The following is an 18,243-nucleotide window of genomic DNA, read 5'->3' on the forward strand; positions in this document are numbered from 1 at the left end:
GCTTAATAAACCCGCCAAGACAGAGCGGGAAGGCGATGAACTGCATGAGGAACGTTTCGCAAGGCTCGCGCCGGAACTGCGCAAGATCGTCCTACGCTTGGAAGAGGCGGCGATCATGCGGGACCGGAGCATGAGCGATTACCAGAGAGCGATCGACAGCGCCGAGGATTGGGATCGCTTTGCGATCGCAGAGATCGAGAAGTTGGAAACCAAGCAGATCCAAGCGCTCGCCGAATGGATCTACGAGGACGGAGTCCACGAACTGGAAGGCTACACTCAGTCGATCTTCCTCGTCTGGGGCTCGCGCGACCCCGCTGCGGCCCGGGCCATGCTGCTTGAGGCTGCGGAGAACAATGGGCTCCTCGATGGGAAGACCGACGACGCATCCCGAAATTTCACCGATGAACTCCCGGACCACTTTCACCATGTTCGCGTCGGCCACGCCCGGCTCGATCCCGCCGCGGCATGGCGCGAGTTTCTAACAGACTCGGCGGATCCGGTGATGAATCGTCTCGTGAACGCCAGCGTCACCATTCCGCAACTCTTCGAAATCTATGCGGAGAAATCACCCAACGATGCCTGGCATCAAATCCTCACCCATCCAACCGGTTCCAGCAACATGCTCCGGGGCTTCGCAAAAGGCGCACCGCCGGGGCAGGATTGGGAGAGGGCCGGCGGAGACTATCTCTCAGCGATGCTCGCCAGCGGCGAGAATCTATCCGCCTCAGACCTGCGTCCTCTCACGAACCGTTGGCTCACCGAGGATCCCCGGGGCGCGCTCGACTGGTTCGCGGCTAATATTCCTCCCGATCGGATTCCCCTGGATGTCACCGGCATTCTCGCCGATGTGGATTCCGCCACCGCATCACTCGGCTTGAGCGAGTCATCGCCCCGCTTGCGCGCTGAATTTGAATTGGTGAAGAGATTTTGCATCACGGATAATGGGCCCTCCGTCCTTCGCACCTTGGAACTTCTCTCAGATCAAGGGCGTCAAGATCTGGCGGTACTGGGGCTTCGCGTAAGCTTCGGCGATTCGCTGCGAGGCTACAACCTGCCCTTCCTCGACTTGATCCCAGGAATTGAGGACCCGAGTTTGCGGACTTCCCTCTACCTCCAGGCGATTGGCGGAATAGTCGTTCGTCAGGACGATCCTTTCGCGGACCCCGCGGTCACTGATTCCCTGGATGTCTGCATTGAGGCCATCCGATCCTTGGCGGCCAAGCTTGATCTGCCGCGCGAGATCCGAGAGCAGGCGGATGCCCAGCTACAGGTGGTAGCTGAGGAAAGCCGGAAAATTCAGGAAGAGCGAGCCAAGCATGCGGACGAAGATCCCTTTGCTCGCTGAAGATTGGCCTCGCTAACCTGAGGCTCAGCTTTCCGCGCTTCATGATTGGCTCCCGCCGCGCGATATCTTCTCATTCCCGCGTGACCGGTCCCATCGAACTTCTCCAGCAGCTCGTCCGCATTCCATCGGTGAATCCGGACAACCCGGCCGGGACCGACCGCACCGGGGAAGCGGAGATCGCGGAGTGGCTGAAGGTCTGGCTGGAAGAACTGGGGGCCGAGGTGGTGCTGGAGGAAATCAAACCCGGCAGGCCGAACCTCATCGCCCGCTTCGCCCCGCGCGATGGCCGCCCGCGGGTCCTGCTCGGCCCTCACCTCGACACCGTGGGCGTGGAGGCCATGACCATCGATCCCTTCGCCGCGGAGCTCCGCGATGGTCGCCTCTGGGGCCGCGGGGCCTCCGACACCAAGGGCCCGATGGCCGCGATGCTCTGGGGCCTGAAGGAGAATGCCGCCATTCTCAAGGACCTCCCCACCGCCATCGATTTCGTGGCCTTCATGGGCGAGGAATCCGGCCAGTGGGGGTCGAAGGATTTCGCCAAGCACCACGGCCACGACTATTCCTTCGCGATCGTCGGCGAACCGACTTCGCTCGACATCGTTTACACCACCAAGGGCTCATTGTGGGCCACCCTGCGCGCCACCGGCAAGGCCGGCCATTCCTCCCAGCCCGAGCGCGGTGACAATGCAGCGATGAAGCTCGCCCGCGCGCTCGACGTGCTGGAGCGCGAGATGGCCGCGAAGCTCGCCACCTACACGCACCCGGTGCTCGGTCGCTCGACCATCAATGTCGGCGTCCTGCGCAGCGGTTCGCGCCCGAATATCATCCCCGACCTCGCCGAAGCCGAGATCGACATCCGCATCACCCCGGCCCTGCGGGATGCAGGCGGTGCGCTCGCGCTGCTCACCGCGGAAATCGCCCGCCTCAAGCTGCCGCTGGAGATCGTGAACCCGCACGAAAACCAGCCCATGGAGATGCCGGCAAGCCATCCGTGGATCACCCGGGTCCGGGAAGTGCGGTCCGCTTGCCTGCCCGTGGGCGCGCCCTGGTTCTCGGATGCCGCGCACCTCTCCAACGCCGGCCTGCCCTCCGTCTGCATGGGCCCCGGGTCGATCGAGCAGGCGCACACTTGCGACGAGTTCATTGAAATCGCGGCTCTGGAGGAGGGTGCCGCTTTCTTTGCGGATTTCGTCCGCTCGCTCGAATTCCGGTGATTCCGGTTTGTCCGGAACGGGGTTCCGGAATCTCCGGACTACCCGGGCAGTTTTTCCGGTCCTTCCGGTAGGTATATATACCGGAAGAACCGGAAAAACCGGAGCCCTGCAAAGGAGACCTTTTCCACTCCAGCCTTGCGTCTTGCCCCTTCCCGTCTTTCGTCTTTCCCCCGCATGACCACCGTCCTCGAGACCCTCGACAAGGGTACCGCTTATCTCGCCAAAAAGGGCATCGAGGACGCCCGGCGCAACATGCAGATGCTCGTCGCCCACCAGTTGTCCTGCACCCGCATGGACCTCTACCTGCGCTTCGACCAGGAGATGGAGGAGAAAGATCTCGTCCCGCTCCGCGAACTCCTCAAACGGCGCGGCGATGGCGTCCCGATCCAGCACCTGCTGGGCTCCGTGCTCTTTCACCGCCGCGATTTCAAGTGCGACGCCCGCGCCCTGATTCCCCGCCCGGAGACCGAGGAACTCGCCGAATGGCTCCTCAAGAACGCCCCCCTTCCCTCCAGCCCGCGGATCCTCGACATGGGCTGCGGCAGCGGTGTGCTCGGCCTGACACTCGCCGCGGAAATCCCCGCCGCCCGCGTCACTTTGGCCGACATTTCCCCGGAGGCCCTCGTCCTCAGCCGTGAAAACGGGCGGGAACTGGAAGTCACGAATGCCAGCTTCGTCGAAAGCGACCTTTTCTCCGCCCTCGGCGAGGAGAGCTACGACCTGATCGTCGCCAATCTCCCCTACGTCCCGGAGCGCGACCGCCCGACCCTCGCCCGCGAGCTGGCCCACGACCCGGATCTGGCGCTTTTCAGCGGACCGGACGGCATGGACCTGATCCGCCGTTTCGTCCCGGAGGCCGCCCGCAGGCTGGCTCCGGGGGGATGGCTTGCCTTGGAGATCGGCATCCACCAAGCTGCGGAAAGCGAATCGCTACTGCGCGCCGCGGGGCTTGGCGAGGTCCGCATACTCCAGGATCTCTCGGGCGTGGCCCGCTTTCCGGTGGCACGGCGCGCCTAGACTTTCCTACATTTTCCCACCCTCTCAATGGACAAACTCATCGTTCACGGCGGCACGCCGATCCACGGCGCGATCACCATCTCGGGCTCCAAGAATGCCTCGCTGCCGATCCTCGCCGCCACGCTCCTGACGGATGAAGACTGCGTGATCCGCCGCGTCCCGGACGTCTCGGATACCAACTACATGGTTCAGATTCTCACCGGTCTGGGGGCCGATGTGGAGCGCTTCTCCGGCACCGTGCGCGTGACCGCCGCCTCTATTTCCGACACTGCGCCCTACGAAATCGTGCGCCGCATGCGCGCCTCCGTCTGCGTGATGGGCCCGCTGCTCGCCCGCATGGGCCGCTGTGTGGTCGCCCTGCCCGGCGGCTGCATCATCGGCGACCGCCCGGTGGACCTCCACATCCGCGGCCTCGAAGCGCTCGGCGCGAAGGCCGAGATCGATGCCGGCAATGTCACCCTCACCGCGCCTAACGGACTTAGGGGCGCGACCATCGATCTCTGCGGCCCCTCGGGCCCGACCGTGCTCGGCACGGACAACGTGATGATGGCCGCCACCCTCGCGGAAGGCATCACCACCATCACCTCCGCCGCCTGCGAACCGGAGGTCGTCGACCTCGCCGATTTCCTCAATGCGATGGGGGCCAAGATCACCGGAGCCGGCACTTCCGTCATCACCATCGAGGGCGTGGCCAAGCTCAAGGGCTGCGTCCACAACGTCATCCCGGACCGCATCGAGGCCGGCACCTTCATGGCCGCCGCCGCGCTCGCCGGTGAAGGCGTGACCCTGCGCCGCATCCGCCACGAGCACCTCACCGCGATCACTTCCGCTCTGCGCAAGGCCGGCCATCAGGTCCACTTCAATGATGTCGGCGACGCCTGCACCGTCCACCGCGGCGACAACCCGATGTCCGCGGAAATCGTCACCGAGCCCTACCCCGGCTACCCCACGGACATGCAGGCGCAGATGACCGCGCTCTTTGTCACCACGCCGGGCACCAGCATCGTGATGGACACCATCTTCCCGCAGCGCTTCATGCACTGCGCCGAGCTCAAGCGGATGGGTGCGGACATCCAGGTCAGCGAGGGCAAGGCCGTGATCAAGGGCGTCGAGCAACTCAGCGCCGCGCCCGTGATGGCCAGCGATCTCCGCGCTTCCGCCGCCCTGGTCCTTGCCGCTCTCACCGCGAAGGGTTCCACCGAGATCCGCCGCCTCTATCACATCGACCGCGGCTACGAGCACATCGACGAGAAGCTGCTCGCCCTCGGCGCGCATGTGGAGCGGGTGCGGGAGTAGAGCGAACCGGGGAATCTTACTTCCGCCGCCGCATCAGCAGCAACAAGCCCGCCGCGCCCAACAGTGCCGAGGCCGGCTCCGGCACTGCGGCCACATCCACGATCTGGATCCCGTTGATCGCCGCGAAGCGCGAATTGGCCCCGTCCAAATCGGTCGCGACATTGCCGCCCGGTCCGGACACCACGTTCGCATACGAAAAGCCGATCTCACCTGCCAGATCCGCGGCCACCGAGAACTTCACATACTCAAGTCCCTCGACCAGCAGCCCGTTCCCGCCGGGCGTGCCGTCCCACGCGGTCTGCTTGGAAATCCCGTTGATCGTGAAGAGCGTGTTCTGCCCTTCGGAGTAGAGAATCTCGGAAAACTTGTCGCCCTGCCCGTAGAGGAAGACGTCATAGAGCTTGCCGGGATCAAGGCCGGTAATCGTCCCGAGGCCGGTCACCACCTGCGTGGCCAATGGAGAGGATAGGAAGACATAGTCCGACATCAGCGGGCCGTAGATGCCTCCCGCGCCCAGCTCCTGCTCGCCCGGAGCACTCAGAAAGCTGCCATCGATCTCCAACTCCAGTCCGACGCCCGTAAGTTGCCCGTCCGAATCGACGAAGTTCGAGCCGAGGATCGTCGAAGGTCCGCTTCCCGTCATCCGGTTCCAGCGGGCCGTGGCACCGGAGGGATCGGGAGCCGCCGCGAGCCCTTGATAGACGGAGTTCGTCGCGGAGTGGTCGAAGTCGATGTTGATCACTTGCCCCGCGGCGAGGCCGGCGGAAGCAAGGAAGGTGATGACGGCGAGACGGGGGGTGATTCTCATGGCCGGGAAGGCTGGGAGCAGCCGGGGAACGGAAGTCGCTTAACATTTTCTAAATACAACGTCAACACCCTTGATCCACAGGGGCATCCGTCCTAACCAATTCCCCGAAGAGCTGCTTATTGCTTCGGCTTGGATGGCGCATGTTTGGGATCAAGCGCCTTCGTGAGCTGGAACTCGCAAACAAATCGGTGACCCGCTGTGGCGACGCTGGGAAGATCCGCAAATGCCGCCTTGGGAATGCCTGTAAACCCCCCGGACTCATAGCCACGGAATCTTACCCAAGCACCACGTTCAGGAATCTTCACATCGGCAAAGGTGAAGGTCGCCAGACCGATTACCACCGGTGTGGGAAGCTTCTTCTCCCCGACGTAGTGAACCTCGATCAGCGTTTTCCCGAGATCGGACCGCTGCCGCGTGTCCCGATCGTCAACCACCCTCCCTTCGATCTCCATGATCACCCCGAATTTGGCACCCAAGGATGGCGCGATCGTCGCTGCATCTTCCTCTTCAGCCAAGGCTACCATCGGCGATGCCAACACGACGAGAGGCAGGGCAAAGAAGAGATTCATAAGGTAGTCGCAGGATTAACCGCCCCAGCCGGGAAAATCAAGCATCACCGCCCCATCCTGCTCCGCCGTCCTCATGAACAAACTACGCCACCGAGGCCCTCACCAGCGCCGCGCGCGCCGCAGGAATCGGCAGATCTTCCGGCTGCAAGTCCAGCCCGCGGATCGGCGCGATCTTGTCGATCTCGTCCATGATATCCAGCTCAGGCCGGAAGTCCGCGGCGTGATACGAGCTGCGCACCAGCGGCCCGCTGGCGACGTGGCGGAAGCCCTTGTCCAAGGCGATCTGCTTCAGCTCGTCGAAGGCCGCCGGCGTGACGTATTCCACCACCGGCAAGTGCCGCGGGGTCGGCCGCAGGTACTGGCCCATGGTCAGCACGGTCACGTCCGCTTCTAACAAATCATCCATTGCCCGCAGGATCTCATCCTTGGTCTCACCGAGGCCGAGCATGATCCCGCTCTTGGTCGCCACCCTGGCGTTGACCATCGCCTTGGCCTTCTTCAGCACCGCCAGGCTGCGGTGGTATTTCGCTCGCGATCGCACCAGCGGGGTCAGCCGCTCGACGGTTTCGAGGTTGTGGTTGAAGATGTGCGGGCGCGCGTCCATGACCATTTGCAAGGCCCAGTCGCGGTCGTTGAAATCGGGGACCAGCACCTCGATCACGATGCCCGGGTTCACTGCCCGCACCGCTTCGATGGTCTGCTGGAAATGTTCGGCACCGCCGTCCTTGAGATCGTCGCGCGCCACGGCGGTGATCACCACGTGGCGCAGCTTCATCCGCCGCGTCGCCTCGGCCACGCGCACCGGTTCATCGGCTTCGAGAGCGTCGGGCTTGGCGGTTTTCACCGCGCAGAAGCCGCAGGCACGGGTGCACTTTTCGCCCGCGATCATGAAAGTCGCCGTGCCCTGGCCCCAGCATTCCCAGCGGTTCGGGCACTGGGCCTCCTCGCAGACGGTCACCAGCTTGAGGTCGGTGATCAGGGACTTGGTCGACCAGAACACCGGATTGTTCGGTAGCCGGACCTTGATCCAGGAAGGCTTCTTGTCCTGGTGCAAGCCGGGATCCATCTTCATCTGGGGTCCGTGGCAGCCGCTCATTTCGCGCGGAACCTAGAAGGATGCGGAAACCCCGTCAATGGCGGGGACCGATTTGGACCGGAAGCCGCCGTGGGAACGCTGATCCCGGACAAATCCGCTTTGGGATTGGGCCCGGGCGGTAGAGCTGGGCAGGGCATTTGATTAACCGCGAAAAACGCGAAACTCCGCGAAATCTGAAAAGCCGGGGAACCACGGAATACACCGAATACACGGAAGGGAATCCCTGGGGCATTGCGCTCTGAGCTGGGCTGCTCCTGCCTTTAAATTTGGCGGAGTTTCGCGTTTTTCGCGGTTGAATCCAAGTCCTCCACTAACCTCGGTGCCGAACCAGCACCTTACCGCATCTCACACCGGATCGCCATGAACACCGGGAACTCCTGCACCGCGCGGTTTTCCCCTTTCGCCCGCGGACCCGGCTGGGATCTGCGGTGGCTGTAGAGTTCCTCACAGACCGTGACGGCGAGGCCGGCTTGGCCGAAGGCGGTGAGGACTTCCCCGACGGGGCGATGGTAAAAGGTCGTGGTATCCCCGCCTCCCTGCCCCGGGTGGGTCAGGATCGGAATCTCCTGCGGCACCCCGTAGCGGTCCACCCGGCGGAATTGCAGCTTCCGGCCCTCGTCCCAGCCCCAGTGCGATTGCTGCGGAATGCGGAAACAGGGATGCATGAAAATCGCCACGAAGCGTCCACCCGGCTTCAGTGCCGCCGCAGTCTGGCGGGCCATCGCCGGGAGATCGGGGACATCGTGCACGGCCATGATGCAGGCGGCGGCGTCGTGCGAACCGTCCGCCCAAGGTCCCGGCGCGCAGGCATCCGCCACTACGAGATGGACCTTTTTCTCACCCTCGAAGCGACGTTTGGCGGACTCGATCAGCCGCGGACTCGCATCCACCGCCGTGACTGCCGCGACCTTCGCCTCCAGCAGCAGCGGGATCAGCACCCCTTGGCCACAACAGAGATCGAGGACTTTTTCCCCCGCCGCCGGTGCCAGCAAGCGCATCGCCGTGGGAAGGATGACATTCCGGTGGTAGTCCGAGCCGCGGTCTCCCACCAGCTTGTCATACCACCCGGCGACCTGATCCCAGCCTTGCTCCGGACCCTCGCGGCGCGAGGCCGCCGGACGCTTCGGCGCAGAGTAGCCGCCGCCATCTCCCACAGGCCGTGGGGCGCTATGTTTCCAGGTCTTCTTCGCTTGGAAATTCGGGCGTTTGCGTGGCGGCTGAGGCATCCGGACAATGAAAGGGTAAGAGAGAAAAATCGAGGAGCCCGCTAGCGGCTCGTCAGCTTCGTGCGTTGCATCAGGTCCCGCAGTCCGGTCTTGCAGCGGGCCTTTGCCCGCGGGGCGTCTTCCGCGCTGTGGTACAGATCGCCGCGGGTTAGGATCAGGAAGTCGTTGCCGCGCCGCAGGACCATTGTCGCCCCGATCAGCCCGCCCCGCTCGTCCATCGGTATGGTCACGATCGCCTGCGTGCCTTTCAACCCTGCGAAGCTCGCTGGCGAGCTCCCGCTCGTCTGGAACTGCCGCCCCCGCAGAGCCGGCCTGCGGTACCATTCATCCAAGGCCTCCTCCGGGGTCCGAGCGGTGGTCGAGCGGAAGGGCGACACCGAATAAACCAATCCATCCCGCCATGTGTCCACAGGCCGGAAGCACACCCCGCCCTTCGCCGGATCGTCCCGCTCGGCATAGAGCCCCTCCTCAGGGACCTGCACGAAGAAGCCCTCGCCCGCGATCGACTCTCCGGGAGCCACCTCCCGCGCGCGGTTCCGCGTGATCGTCGCCGCTTCGAACATCAGCGAGCAAGAAGTCAGGGCGAAGAGCGGCAGGCACAGGACGAGAAGCTTTTTCATCGGCAGCCACGCTCTCACAGGCCCCTCCTTCCCTCAAGCGCCCGCGCCAGCGTCAGCGCATCCGCATGCTCCAGACCACCACCGGCCGGCAAGCCCTGGGCGATCCGCGTGATCTGGCACTTCCCGCGCAGTATCCCCGCCAGGTAATTCGCCGTGGCCTCCCCTTCCACATCCGAGCCTGGGGCCAGAATCACCTCCGGCACCCCTTCCGCTTCGATCCGCCGCAGCAGCGAGCCGATCCGCAGGTCCTCCGGTGTCACATTGTCCAGCGGCGAGAGCTTCCCGCCCAGGCAATGGTAGCGGCCCTTGAAAGCGCCGGATCGCTCCAGCGGCAGCACATCGGTCGCCTGCTCCACCACGCAGATCACCGGCTCCCGCGAGGGATCGGCACAAATCGCGCAGCGCTCGGCGGTCGCGAAAAACCCGCAAACCGAGCAAGCCACCACCTCCGCCTTCGCCCGCTCCAGCGCCTTGGCGAGCGCCAGCGGGTCCGCCCGGGCGCTTTGCAGGAGCCAGATCGCCATCCGCTCGGCACTGCGCGGCCCGACGCCAGGCAGGCGGCGGAGTTCCTCCACCAGCTTGCCCACCGCTTCCGGGTAATCGATCCGCGCCATGGATTCCGCTTACTCGGCCGCCTCCCCCGGTTGCTGGTGGCGCTTCGCGTAAATCATCGTCCACAGCCCGCACCATAGCAGGGCCACGAGCGGCATGGTCACCGAGGGCTTATAAGCCGCCAGCGCCAGCACCGGCACCCAGCCCAAGGTCAGCACCAGCACTGAAATCCATAGCACCGTCCGCCGCCAATCCCGCCGCGCAGCGAGCATTCCCGCTGCCAGGCCAAAGACCAGCAGCACGGTCCAGGCCCACGGCCACATCGCTGGCAGTTCGCGGGACTGGCCCTCCAGCCCGGTGCCCGCCATCCAGCCCGCCAGCGTCGCATCGAGGCGGCGGGTAAAGCCCATCAGCTGCACCGCCACCGCCAGCACGAGCGACATTCCCCCGATCGCCAGCACGGCGGCTCCGGAGTGATTGGCAGGTTTCTGAGCGGGATTCGCCATGCGCGTGGGCGGAGAATAGCGGATACCGGATGGAAAGCTCAACAAGGAAGGCGGGAACGCGGGGAATGACGAATTCCGAATTCCCGAATGACGAATGATTTGTGCAGGGAGATGAAAAGGCACCGGATCAGCCCCCTCTCTCTTCCCCACACGCCATTCGTCATTCGGGAATTCGGAATTCGTCATTTGCCACTCGTCATTTGCCGTCAGTCGCCCAGCGCCGCCGCCAGCTTCTCCAAATGCTCCTCCGGCTTCACCTTCTCCAGCACCGCCTCGATCCGCCCGTCTCTCCCGATCACGAAGGTGCTGCGCTCGGTACCCATGTATTTTTTCCCATACATCGACTTCTCCACCCAGACCCCGTAGGCTTCCACGATCCGCCTGTCCTCATCCGCAATCAGAGGAAAAGGCAACTCGTGCTTGGAAATGAACTTCTTGTGACTTTTCACCGGATCCACGCTCACTCCGAAAACCCGCGCTTTCCCGCCCAATTCGCTCCAGCCATCGCGCAGCGCGCAGGCCTGCACCGTGCAGCCCGGGGTGTCGTCCTTCGGGTAAAAGACCAGCACCACCCGCTCCCCCCGCAGGTCTGCCAGCGAGATCGTGGCACCCTCGGCGCAATCAGCGCCGACCACGGGTGCCGTGAAATCCGGGGCGAGCTCTCCAATTTGCGGCTTCATGGGGATCATGACGAATGCAGAATTCCCGAATGTCGAATGAAGTGTGGAGGGATTTGCCGGGAATCCCCTTCTTCATCACAAGCCATTCGACATTCGGAAATTCGGAATTCGTCATTCCGGTGAGCCCTAGCGAATCCGGCAAAAATCGCCAACTCCCGGATTGACAAGCGCCAGCCCCGGAACCAGCCTCCGCGCCCCGACTTTTAGGAAAACACGATCTGAATCGAATGAGCGAACGTAGCATGCGCGGAGTAACGGTGAAAAAGGGCGAACCAGTGGATCGCGCCCTGAAACGCCTCAAGACGAAACTCGATACCGAGGGCATCCTCGAAGAAATGCGCCGCCGTCGCGCATTTGAATCCCCCGCCGCACGCAAGATCCGCAAGGCTCGCACGGCACCGAAGCGCCACAAGGTGCGCTGGCGCTACACCAGCCCCGCCCAAGCCGCCAAGGCAGAAGAAGCCGCCGCCGCTGCCGCCGCGAACGCCTGAAGCCACTTTCCCTGTTTTCCCCAAAAGTCGAGACGGACGCCCGCAAGGCGTCCGTTTTTGTTTGGCGGCGAGGCGGCTTCCACCGCCGTCTTCACCCCCAGTTCAACCGCTGGGGGCGCGGGCCACCGGGCCGCTGAACGGTCCCTCCTGGCACGCCTCACTTCAAAGGCCCGCATCGCCAAGACGTCGTTGCCTTCGTCCATTCGAGTATGCCTACTCGTGAAAATGCACAAAGGCTGGCATTCCCGCGGCTACCTCCCCCATCTTGATGCTCCCGGCGAGCTTCAAGCACTTACCTTCCGGCTCCGCGACTCCGTCCCGAAAAAGGTGGTCGAGCGCTGGCGGCGCGAGCTCCTGCTAGCTCCCGCAGCGGAAGCAGCGGGAGAATTGAAAAAGCGAATCGCCCGCTACGAAGACGCCGGATACGGCGAATGCCTGCTCAAGGTTCCGCAGCATGCCGAGGCGGTTGAAAGTTGTCTTTTCTACGCTGACGGCTCGCGATACCGCCTGTTGGACTGGTGTGTGATGCCGAATCACGTCCACGTCTTGATCGCGGCGGTGGAGGGAATGAGCTTGGGCGAGATCGTCCGGTGCTGGAAGACCTACAGTGCGAAGATCATCAACCAATCGATGGGCCGAAAGGGATCGATTTGGGAGGAAGACTACCACGACCGCTACATTCGCGATGAAGCCCACCTGCACTTGGCAAGATCCTACATCCGCCTCAATCCCGTGAAGGCGGGACTGTGTGCGAGAGCAGAGGATTGGCCATGGGGAAGCGCCGCGAGATTGAGTGAAGGACAGCAAAGTGGTTAGGCAAAGGCCCCGCGCAGAGCGCGAGCCATCGCGACTGGGGAAGCGCCAAGATTGGAATCGGTGTGGCTTTTTTCCGTTGGTTCGGAGCTTTGTGGCAGGCGAACCGGCGGGAACCGTTCTGCGGCCCGGTGGCCCGCGCCCCCAGCGGTAGAGCACCGAGGTGGGTCCGGCGATGAGGGACCATTAGGGCGTTGAACGGTAGAAGCGACTCGGAGCACTAGCCGGCGGATGGTCCACGATGCTGTAGTGACCGCTCGCATCGGCAGTGGCGGTGCCGAGAAACTGCCATTCGATCAGCTCCGCGGAGTACTGGATCGTGTAAGTCACGCTTGGATCGCCGATGAAGCTGACCCGCCAGCCACCGCCCGGCTCGGGGGTGATGACACCGCTCTTCCGCGGGATTTCCGGATCGGGATTTACCGTCACCACCAGGTTGAAGGTGTTGCTGTTGGAAGTGCCATCATTGACCTTCACCGGCACGCTCAAAGTGCCGGTGAAGCCGGGAGCCGGGGTGATCGTGTTCCCGGCGAGCGTGTAATTCGCGCCGCCCGAAACCGTCAGCGTGAAGCCCGTCGGATACGGGTTATCCGAATCGGTCACGGTCAGGTCGCTAAAGCCGATCGTCCGCTGCGTGTTGAAGGCCAGCGCGATTGCCGCTTGGCCTGTGATCCCCGGGAGGTCGTTCACCGGGTTGACCATAATGGTGAAAGTCTGCGCATCCGAGAGATCGATGCCGCCGTTCGCGGTGCCCCCGCTGTCCTTCACGCGCACTTGGAAGGTCGAGCTGCCATTCGCATTGGCCGCGGGCGTGTAGGTCAGCGTGCCATTGACCGAGACCGCAGGGCCGGCGGAGAACAGCGCCGTGTTGCTCACGTTGCTCACCGTGTAGGCCAGCAGCGTCTGGGCCGACTCGTTCGTGGCTCCGCGATTGAAGCCGCTGGCCCAACCCGCAACGGCTCGCGCGCCGAAGTCTTCATTCACCGCAGTCGGACTGGTGGCGGTGAAGGTCGGCTTGTCGTTCACCGCGTTGATCGTGATCGTGAAGGTCTGCGGATCGGAGAGATCGATGCCGCCGTACAGGGTACCGCCGCTGTCTTGCACGCGCACCTCGAAGGTCGAGCTGCCATTCGCATCGGCCACGGGCGTGTAGGTCAGCGTGCCATCCGCCGCAACCGTGGGCGCCGATGCGAACAGCGCCGTGTTGCTCACGTTGCTTACCGCGTAAGTGGCCGTCTGGCTGGCTTCAAAGCTGCCGCCGCCGGAGTTAAAGCTCGCCCAAGCCGCGATCGACTGCGCCCCGGCATCCTCGTTCACCGCGGGCGGATTGCTGGCGGTGAAGCCCGGCTTGTCGTTGATCCCATTGATCGTGATGGTGACGGTCTTCGGGTCCGACGTATCGACGCCGCCATTCACGGTACCGCCGTTGTCTTGCACGCGCACGTCGAAGGTCACGCTGCCAGACGCGTCGGTAGTGGGGGTGTAGGTGAGCCAGCCATTGGCATCCACCGCAGGCCCGGCGGTGAAGAAGGCCGGATTGCTCACGTTGCTCACCGGGCAGGCGAGCACGGCCTGTTCCCCCCATTCGTAGACGTCACCACCGAAGTGCACGCTATCGATCAGGACCGGGGCCGTCTGCGCTCCAGCACCTTCGAAAATCGGATCCAAGCTGCGGACGGTGAAGGTCGGCTTGTCGTTAACCTTGTTGACCGCGATGGTGAAGATTGCCACCACGGATTGCGAGTCGATGCCAGCGCCATCATCCACCCACACTTGGAATGTCGAGCCGGCGGTGGCGTCTGGGGTCAGTGTGAAGGTCAGCGTGCCATCGGGTGCCACCGCAGGTAGTACGGAAAACTGGTCCGGCCGGCCGTAGTTCCCCCAGGTGTAGGTCGGCGTCTGGCCCGCTTCATCGGGGCCGCCGCCGGGGTTGAAGCTGGCCCACCCCGGAAACGACTGCGGGCCGGAATCTTCGCCCACCGTGACATCGCTGGCGATCACGCTCGGCCGGTCGTTCACGGCCCCGATGCCGATGTCCACCGCCGCCGCGTTTTCGGAGAACAGCGTGCCGTCGGAAGCATTCCAGGAAAAGCCCGTCGTGCCGACGAAGTCCGCCGCGGGGACGAAGCTAATCGTGTCCAAGCTGGCGGCGGGAATGACTTGTCCGGCGCTCGCATTGCCCGCGCCGACCTTGAGCGTGCCATTCGCGGGCAGCGAGATGATCTTCACGCTCGCCAGCGTGTCGCCATTCGGATCGATGAAGTGGCTGCTGAAATCCCCGGCGGTGAAGGTCACCGTAGTGTCTTCAAAAAATCCTTTCGGCACGGAGCTCAGGATCGGCGCCACGGCCACCTTGGTCACGGTGCTTTGCGAGCCGCCTATCCCCGGATCATCGGTCACGGTGGAGATGCCGCCCGCGGCGGTGACGGTGCCGCTGTTGACGATGGTGACGGTGTTGGCCGGGACCAGCGTATTGGCGATGGTCACCGAGTAGGTCACGCGCACGCTCTTGCCCGGGGGCAGGGTGCCGATGGCCACCGGGCCGGAGAGGAAGTGGCTCGCGCCGCAATGATGGGGCGACGTGCCGGTGGCTTGGCCAGCAGCCGGGAGCCGGCGCTCGCCGGTGGTCAGGTAGCCGAACATCACGCTGTCGCGGTCTGCGGCGGCATAGCGATCTTCCAGCCCCAGCGCATGCCCCTGCTCGTGCAGGATCGTGGTCAGCAAATCGATCCGCCCGGCAGGTTCACCCGTGGGCAGGCTGTAACGGCGCGTGCTATCGCTGGCAGCAAACTCGGTGTCCTCCAGCGGCGTCGCATCGATGAACCAACCATTGCCGCCCGCATCGCAGTCCACCCGCAAGCGGAGACCGGCGGCCTCGCCCAGATACTGGCCGGGCAGATCGGCGACTTCGAATTGCACGCCGAGCAGGGCGGCCATCTGGGCTTCGCTCAGGCGGGATTTCTCCCAGCGGGCGAGCGCGGCGGCGACCGTCGCGTCGAGTTGGGCGGAAGTGAGGATGTCGGGACGGGCCGGAGTCGTGGACGTGGTGTTGGATTCACGGAACAGCTCCGGCGTGGATTCCGCAGGAGCCGTCTCTTGAACGGCTGCCTGATCCACTCCGCCCGGCGCGAAGAGCAGCGGCAGCGGGGTCAGGTCCGGAGGCGTTGTAATCGGCCCCGCGATGAGCGTGACGCCCGCCGTCGCCGCGGAGCTGCCCGTGTTGTGGCTTTGCAGTTCCGCCGTGGCCGTGGCACTCACCGGGGAGGCGTCCACCAATTGAAGAATCCCCAGAGGCGGCGCAACGCTTTCGTTGAGTTCGAGGTAGCCGCCGGTAACGCCGAAGGCCACTCCTGCTGGCACCGTGTTGCCGCTGACACTGGCCCGGACCGTGGGCGCTCCTGCCGCGACGGTGGTGGAGCCTTGGTTGCCGCCATTGAGGTAGATCGCAGGCTTGGGGGAATTCGAAAGGGGCGGGTCGAAGGTGAGATTGACGTGGTTGACGTCATTGTTGATCACCGTGACGTCGCTCACCGGCACCGTGCCAAGGTCGTCGGCGGGGCCGAGGAAATCGAGACGCATGCCGTAGCTCACCGGCGTCTCGCGGATGGTATTGTTCTGGATCAGCACCGTGGCATCCGTGAGCCCCGCCACTCCCAGGAAGATGCCCGATGCATCGGTCGACCCCGAACCGGCAAGGCTCGAACTCCCGATGATGTTGTTATCGATGCGGGCGTTCAAGGTCGAACCTGCTTGCGTGGTACTGCTTGATACGTGGATCGCATTGCCCGTCGTATTGATCCCGGAGGTCGAGCGCCGGCTATCGTTGATCACCGTGTTGCCTTGGATGTCCAAGGTCATGTCGGAGGTATTGGCCATCTGGCATTGGAGGCCCACGCTGTTGTCGTCGAAGGTGCATCCGGACACCACCAGGCCCACCGTCAAAGCACTCGTCGCATTGTCGAGACCAATGCGGGAGCTGCCCACGGTGCTCACCCGCATCCCGACGGAAATGTGGTTGCGGAAGGTGCATCCGCTTACGGAGGCGGTCGTCAGTACCGCCGTGCCTTGCAGGCCGATGACGAGGCCGTTTCTATTTCCGCTGGTGCCAATCGTCGGGTGATCGAAGGTGGTGTTCTTGACGTTGAGGGAATCAATCGTTCCGTCCGTGTTGGAGATGATGAGATTTTCCTGGGCAGATCCGCTGATAGTACAACCGGAGATTTCCACGGTTCCCCAAAGGGAAGAAAGGTCGATTCCGCTAAAGCCGTTGCCGGTGACGTTGGAGTTCTTGAGTGTGAAGTTCGTTACGATCGAGCCTCTGATCCCGGGCCCGCCGCCGTTCTGAATGTTCATCCGGTCCAGCGAGATGCCCTTCGTGAGGTTCAATAAAATCCCATCGCCGATGGTATTCTGGATCGTGCCGCCGCTGCCGGGGGTTCCCGTTCCGGTTACCGTGAGCCCGGCGTTGGTGCCGGTGTTGCTCATGTAGATGCCTTGCCCGCCGTTCGCAGAAATGCTGCGGAAGGTCAGGCCCGCCGGGGCAATGCTGATACTCTCCACGTACAGAGCCGTCTCCGTCGTGGTGGTCAGGGTGTTGGCCGAACCCGTCACGCTGATCGAGCTGCTGGACATTGCGGTGAAGGCCGGATTCGCACCGGTGCTGGCGGTGATGCTGCCGGTGAAATGGGTCGTCGTGGCGGCGTTCGACTTCATGTACAGGCCGGACCCCGTGTCGTTGATCGCTCCGCTGAAGGCGACAGTGCCGCCGGTCTTGTTCTGAATGTCGATCGAACGTCCCAAAGTGTTCGTGATCGCCCCGGGAAAGGTGAAGCTGGCATTGCCGCCACTGATCAAGACGTCGGCCCCCGCCGCGCCGCTGATCGCACCCGCGGTCACGGCGACGCTGCCGTTGATGCCCACGAGCCGGATACCCTCGCTGCCGCTGCTGGTGGTAGTGGCGTTGTCCAGGGTAACGGCGGCGCTATTGCCCGCTGTCCCGGTGAGATCGACGATCTTGCCCGTGCCGTTGATGGTGGTGCTGTTGATCGTGAGCGTGCCGACGTTCGCACCGATAATGCCACTTCCGTTCGGATGGTTGCCGAGGATCAGGCCGCGCACTGTGTTGTTAGAGGCGAGGGTCACCACATTGCCATTCGGTGCGGCCGCGGTGTTGAGCAGCGTTGGTGCCGTGCTGGCGGCGAAGAGAGTGGTGCCATCGACCACCAGTGCCACCGCCTGTCCGAGGAGCTGCTGGCCAGCATCGAGGACGATATTGCCATCGAGCTTCGCATTCGCGCCGGAATCCGAGAAGACATAGATGATGTCGGTGGCGGCGTTGGCCGCAGCGGAGGCGGCGGCGAGGGTATTGAAGGGAGCATGGCTGCGACCGTTGCCGCTGCTCGCGAGGTTGCGCACGTACCAGACGCACCTGCTCATGCTGAAATCGGCATAACCAACCGTCGCGCTATCCTGCGCTTGGGCATCCGTGATGGTGTATTGCCAGCGCTCCGTGCCGACTTGGCCGAGCCCCGGCGTGTAGGTGAAGGAGCCATCCGCCGCCACCGTCAGCGTGCCACCGGTGGCCGTGCCGCTGACCCGCGAGACGCTGCCGGTCTTCACCACCAGGGCCACGCCCTTCACCGCGCCCGGGTCATCGGGATCGTAGTCATTCGCCAGCAGGCCATTGGCCGCATTTACCACCCGCCGGGTGTTTCCGGCGGTGATATACGCGTCATCCGCCGCGACCGGCGAGACCCGCAGCGAGCCCGCCACATCGGTGGTGTTCGCCGGAGTGGCGTTGGTGAAGGAGACGCCGGTGGCACCCGCATCCCCGGTGTTCGAGATGATGGCGGTGTAATCGATGGTTCCGCCGCGGGCTCTCTGGGTGGCCGTCGGGGTATTATCATCCAGCGTCGCCCCGACGATGGGTGCGGCGTGGAGCGTGGTGGCGGCGCAGCACAAGACTGCGGCGATAAGGCCGCAGGCGGCCGGGGAGGGTGTTTTCATCGAA

General features: G+C 64.0%; 15 protein-coding genes. 6 read left to right on the plus strand and 9 right to left on the minus strand.

Annotated features, from left to right (window positions below):
• The first annotated feature begins 97 nt into the window (after positions 1-97).
• From ABWK72_RS09945 to murA, 4 genes are all read left to right on the plus strand, one after another.
• Complete coding sequence (locus ABWK72_RS09945; RefSeq protein WP_367874635.1) at positions 98-1,345, plus strand: hypothetical protein; 1,248 nt, start codon at positions 98-100, stop codon at positions 1,343-1,345.
• 80 nt (positions 1,346-1,425) lie between these two features.
• Positions 1,426-2,559, plus strand: coding sequence for a M20 family metallopeptidase (locus tag ABWK72_RS09950; protein ID WP_367874636.1), 1,134 nt, complete (start codon positions 1,426-1,428; stop codon positions 2,557-2,559).
• Between the two features lie 174 nt (positions 2,560-2,733).
• Positions 2,734-3,576, plus strand: a complete 843-nt coding sequence (gene prmC / locus ABWK72_RS09955) for a peptide chain release factor N(5)-glutamine methyltransferase (RefSeq protein WP_367874637.1) — start codon at positions 2,734-2,736, stop codon at positions 3,574-3,576.
• A 27-nt stretch (positions 3,577-3,603) separates the two neighbouring features.
• A complete protein-coding gene (gene murA, locus ABWK72_RS09960) occupies positions 3,604-4,872 on the plus strand; it encodes a UDP-N-acetylglucosamine 1-carboxyvinyltransferase (protein WP_367874638.1) in 1,269 nt (422 codons plus the stop codon).
• Positions 4,873-4,888: 16 nt separating this feature from the next.
• On the opposite strand, the gene ABWK72_RS09965 is transcribed toward murA, so the two are convergent.
• The 8 genes from ABWK72_RS09965 to ABWK72_RS10000 form a co-directional block, all read right to left on the minus strand.
• Positions 4,889-5,680 (minus strand): hypothetical protein, encoded by a 792-nt coding sequence (locus ABWK72_RS09965; RefSeq protein ID WP_367874639.1) that lies wholly within the window; start codon positions 5,678-5,680, stop codon positions 4,889-4,891.
• 116 nt (positions 5,681-5,796) lie between these two features.
• A complete protein-coding gene (locus tag ABWK72_RS09970; RefSeq protein ID WP_367874640.1) occupies positions 5,797-6,249 on the minus strand; it encodes a hypothetical protein in 453 nt (150 codons plus the stop codon).
• An 82-nt stretch (positions 6,250-6,331) separates the two neighbouring features.
• Complete coding sequence (gene lipA / locus ABWK72_RS09975) at positions 6,332-7,345, minus strand: lipoyl synthase (protein ID WP_367874641.1); 1,014 nt, start codon at positions 7,343-7,345, stop codon at positions 6,332-6,334.
• A gap of 335 nt (positions 7,346-7,680) precedes the next feature.
• Positions 7,681-8,571 carry a class I SAM-dependent methyltransferase gene (locus ABWK72_RS09980; RefSeq protein WP_367874642.1) on the minus strand — a complete coding sequence of 297 codons (891 nt, stop codon included), beginning with the start codon at positions 8,569-8,571 and terminating at the stop codon, positions 7,681-7,683.
• A 41-nt stretch (positions 8,572-8,612) separates the two neighbouring features.
• Positions 8,613-9,191 carry a hypothetical protein gene (locus ABWK72_RS09985; RefSeq protein WP_367874643.1) on the minus strand — a complete coding sequence of 193 codons (579 nt, stop codon included), beginning with the start codon at positions 9,189-9,191 and terminating at the stop codon, positions 8,613-8,615.
• A 14-nt stretch (positions 9,192-9,205) separates the two neighbouring features.
• The gene (gene recR / locus ABWK72_RS09990) at positions 9,206-9,805 is read right to left on the minus strand and encodes a recombination mediator RecR (protein ID WP_367874644.1); all 600 of its coding nucleotides are present in this window, start codon (positions 9,803-9,805) and stop codon (positions 9,206-9,208) included.
• A gap of 9 nt (positions 9,806-9,814) precedes the next feature.
• Positions 9,815-10,249 (minus strand): hypothetical protein, encoded by a 435-nt coding sequence (locus ABWK72_RS09995; RefSeq protein ID WP_367874645.1) that lies wholly within the window; start codon positions 10,247-10,249, stop codon positions 9,815-9,817.
• Between the two features lie 206 nt (positions 10,250-10,455).
• A complete protein-coding gene (locus tag ABWK72_RS10000) occupies positions 10,456-10,929 on the minus strand; it encodes a peroxiredoxin (protein ID WP_367874646.1) in 474 nt (157 codons plus the stop codon).
• A gap of 227 nt (positions 10,930-11,156) precedes the next feature.
• Here ABWK72_RS10000 and rpsU point away from each other — a divergent pair, with 227 nt between their 5' ends.
• Both rpsU and ABWK72_RS10010 read left to right on the plus strand, forming a co-directional pair.
• On the plus strand, positions 11,157-11,420 hold the full coding sequence (gene rpsU / locus ABWK72_RS10005; RefSeq protein WP_367874647.1) for a 30S ribosomal protein S21: 264 nt from the start codon (positions 11,157-11,159) through the stop codon (positions 11,418-11,420).
• Positions 11,421-11,645: 225 nt separating this feature from the next.
• Positions 11,646-12,236 carry a transposase gene (locus ABWK72_RS10010; RefSeq protein ID WP_367875330.1) on the plus strand — a complete coding sequence of 197 codons (591 nt, stop codon included), beginning with the start codon at positions 11,646-11,648 and terminating at the stop codon, positions 12,234-12,236.
• A gap of 183 nt (positions 12,237-12,419) precedes the next feature.
• On the opposite strand, the gene ABWK72_RS10015 is transcribed toward ABWK72_RS10010, so the two are convergent.
• Positions 12,420-18,239: an Ig-like domain-containing protein gene (locus ABWK72_RS10015; RefSeq protein WP_367874648.1), complete on the minus strand. Its 5,820-nt coding sequence runs from the start codon at positions 18,237-18,239 to the stop codon at positions 12,420-12,422.
• Positions 18,240-18,243 lie beyond the last annotated feature (4 nt).

The sequence above is a fragment of the Luteolibacter sp. Populi genome (assembly GCF_040801775.1).
Lineage (GTDB): Bacteria > Verrucomicrobiota > Verrucomicrobiia > Verrucomicrobiales > Akkermansiaceae > Haloferula.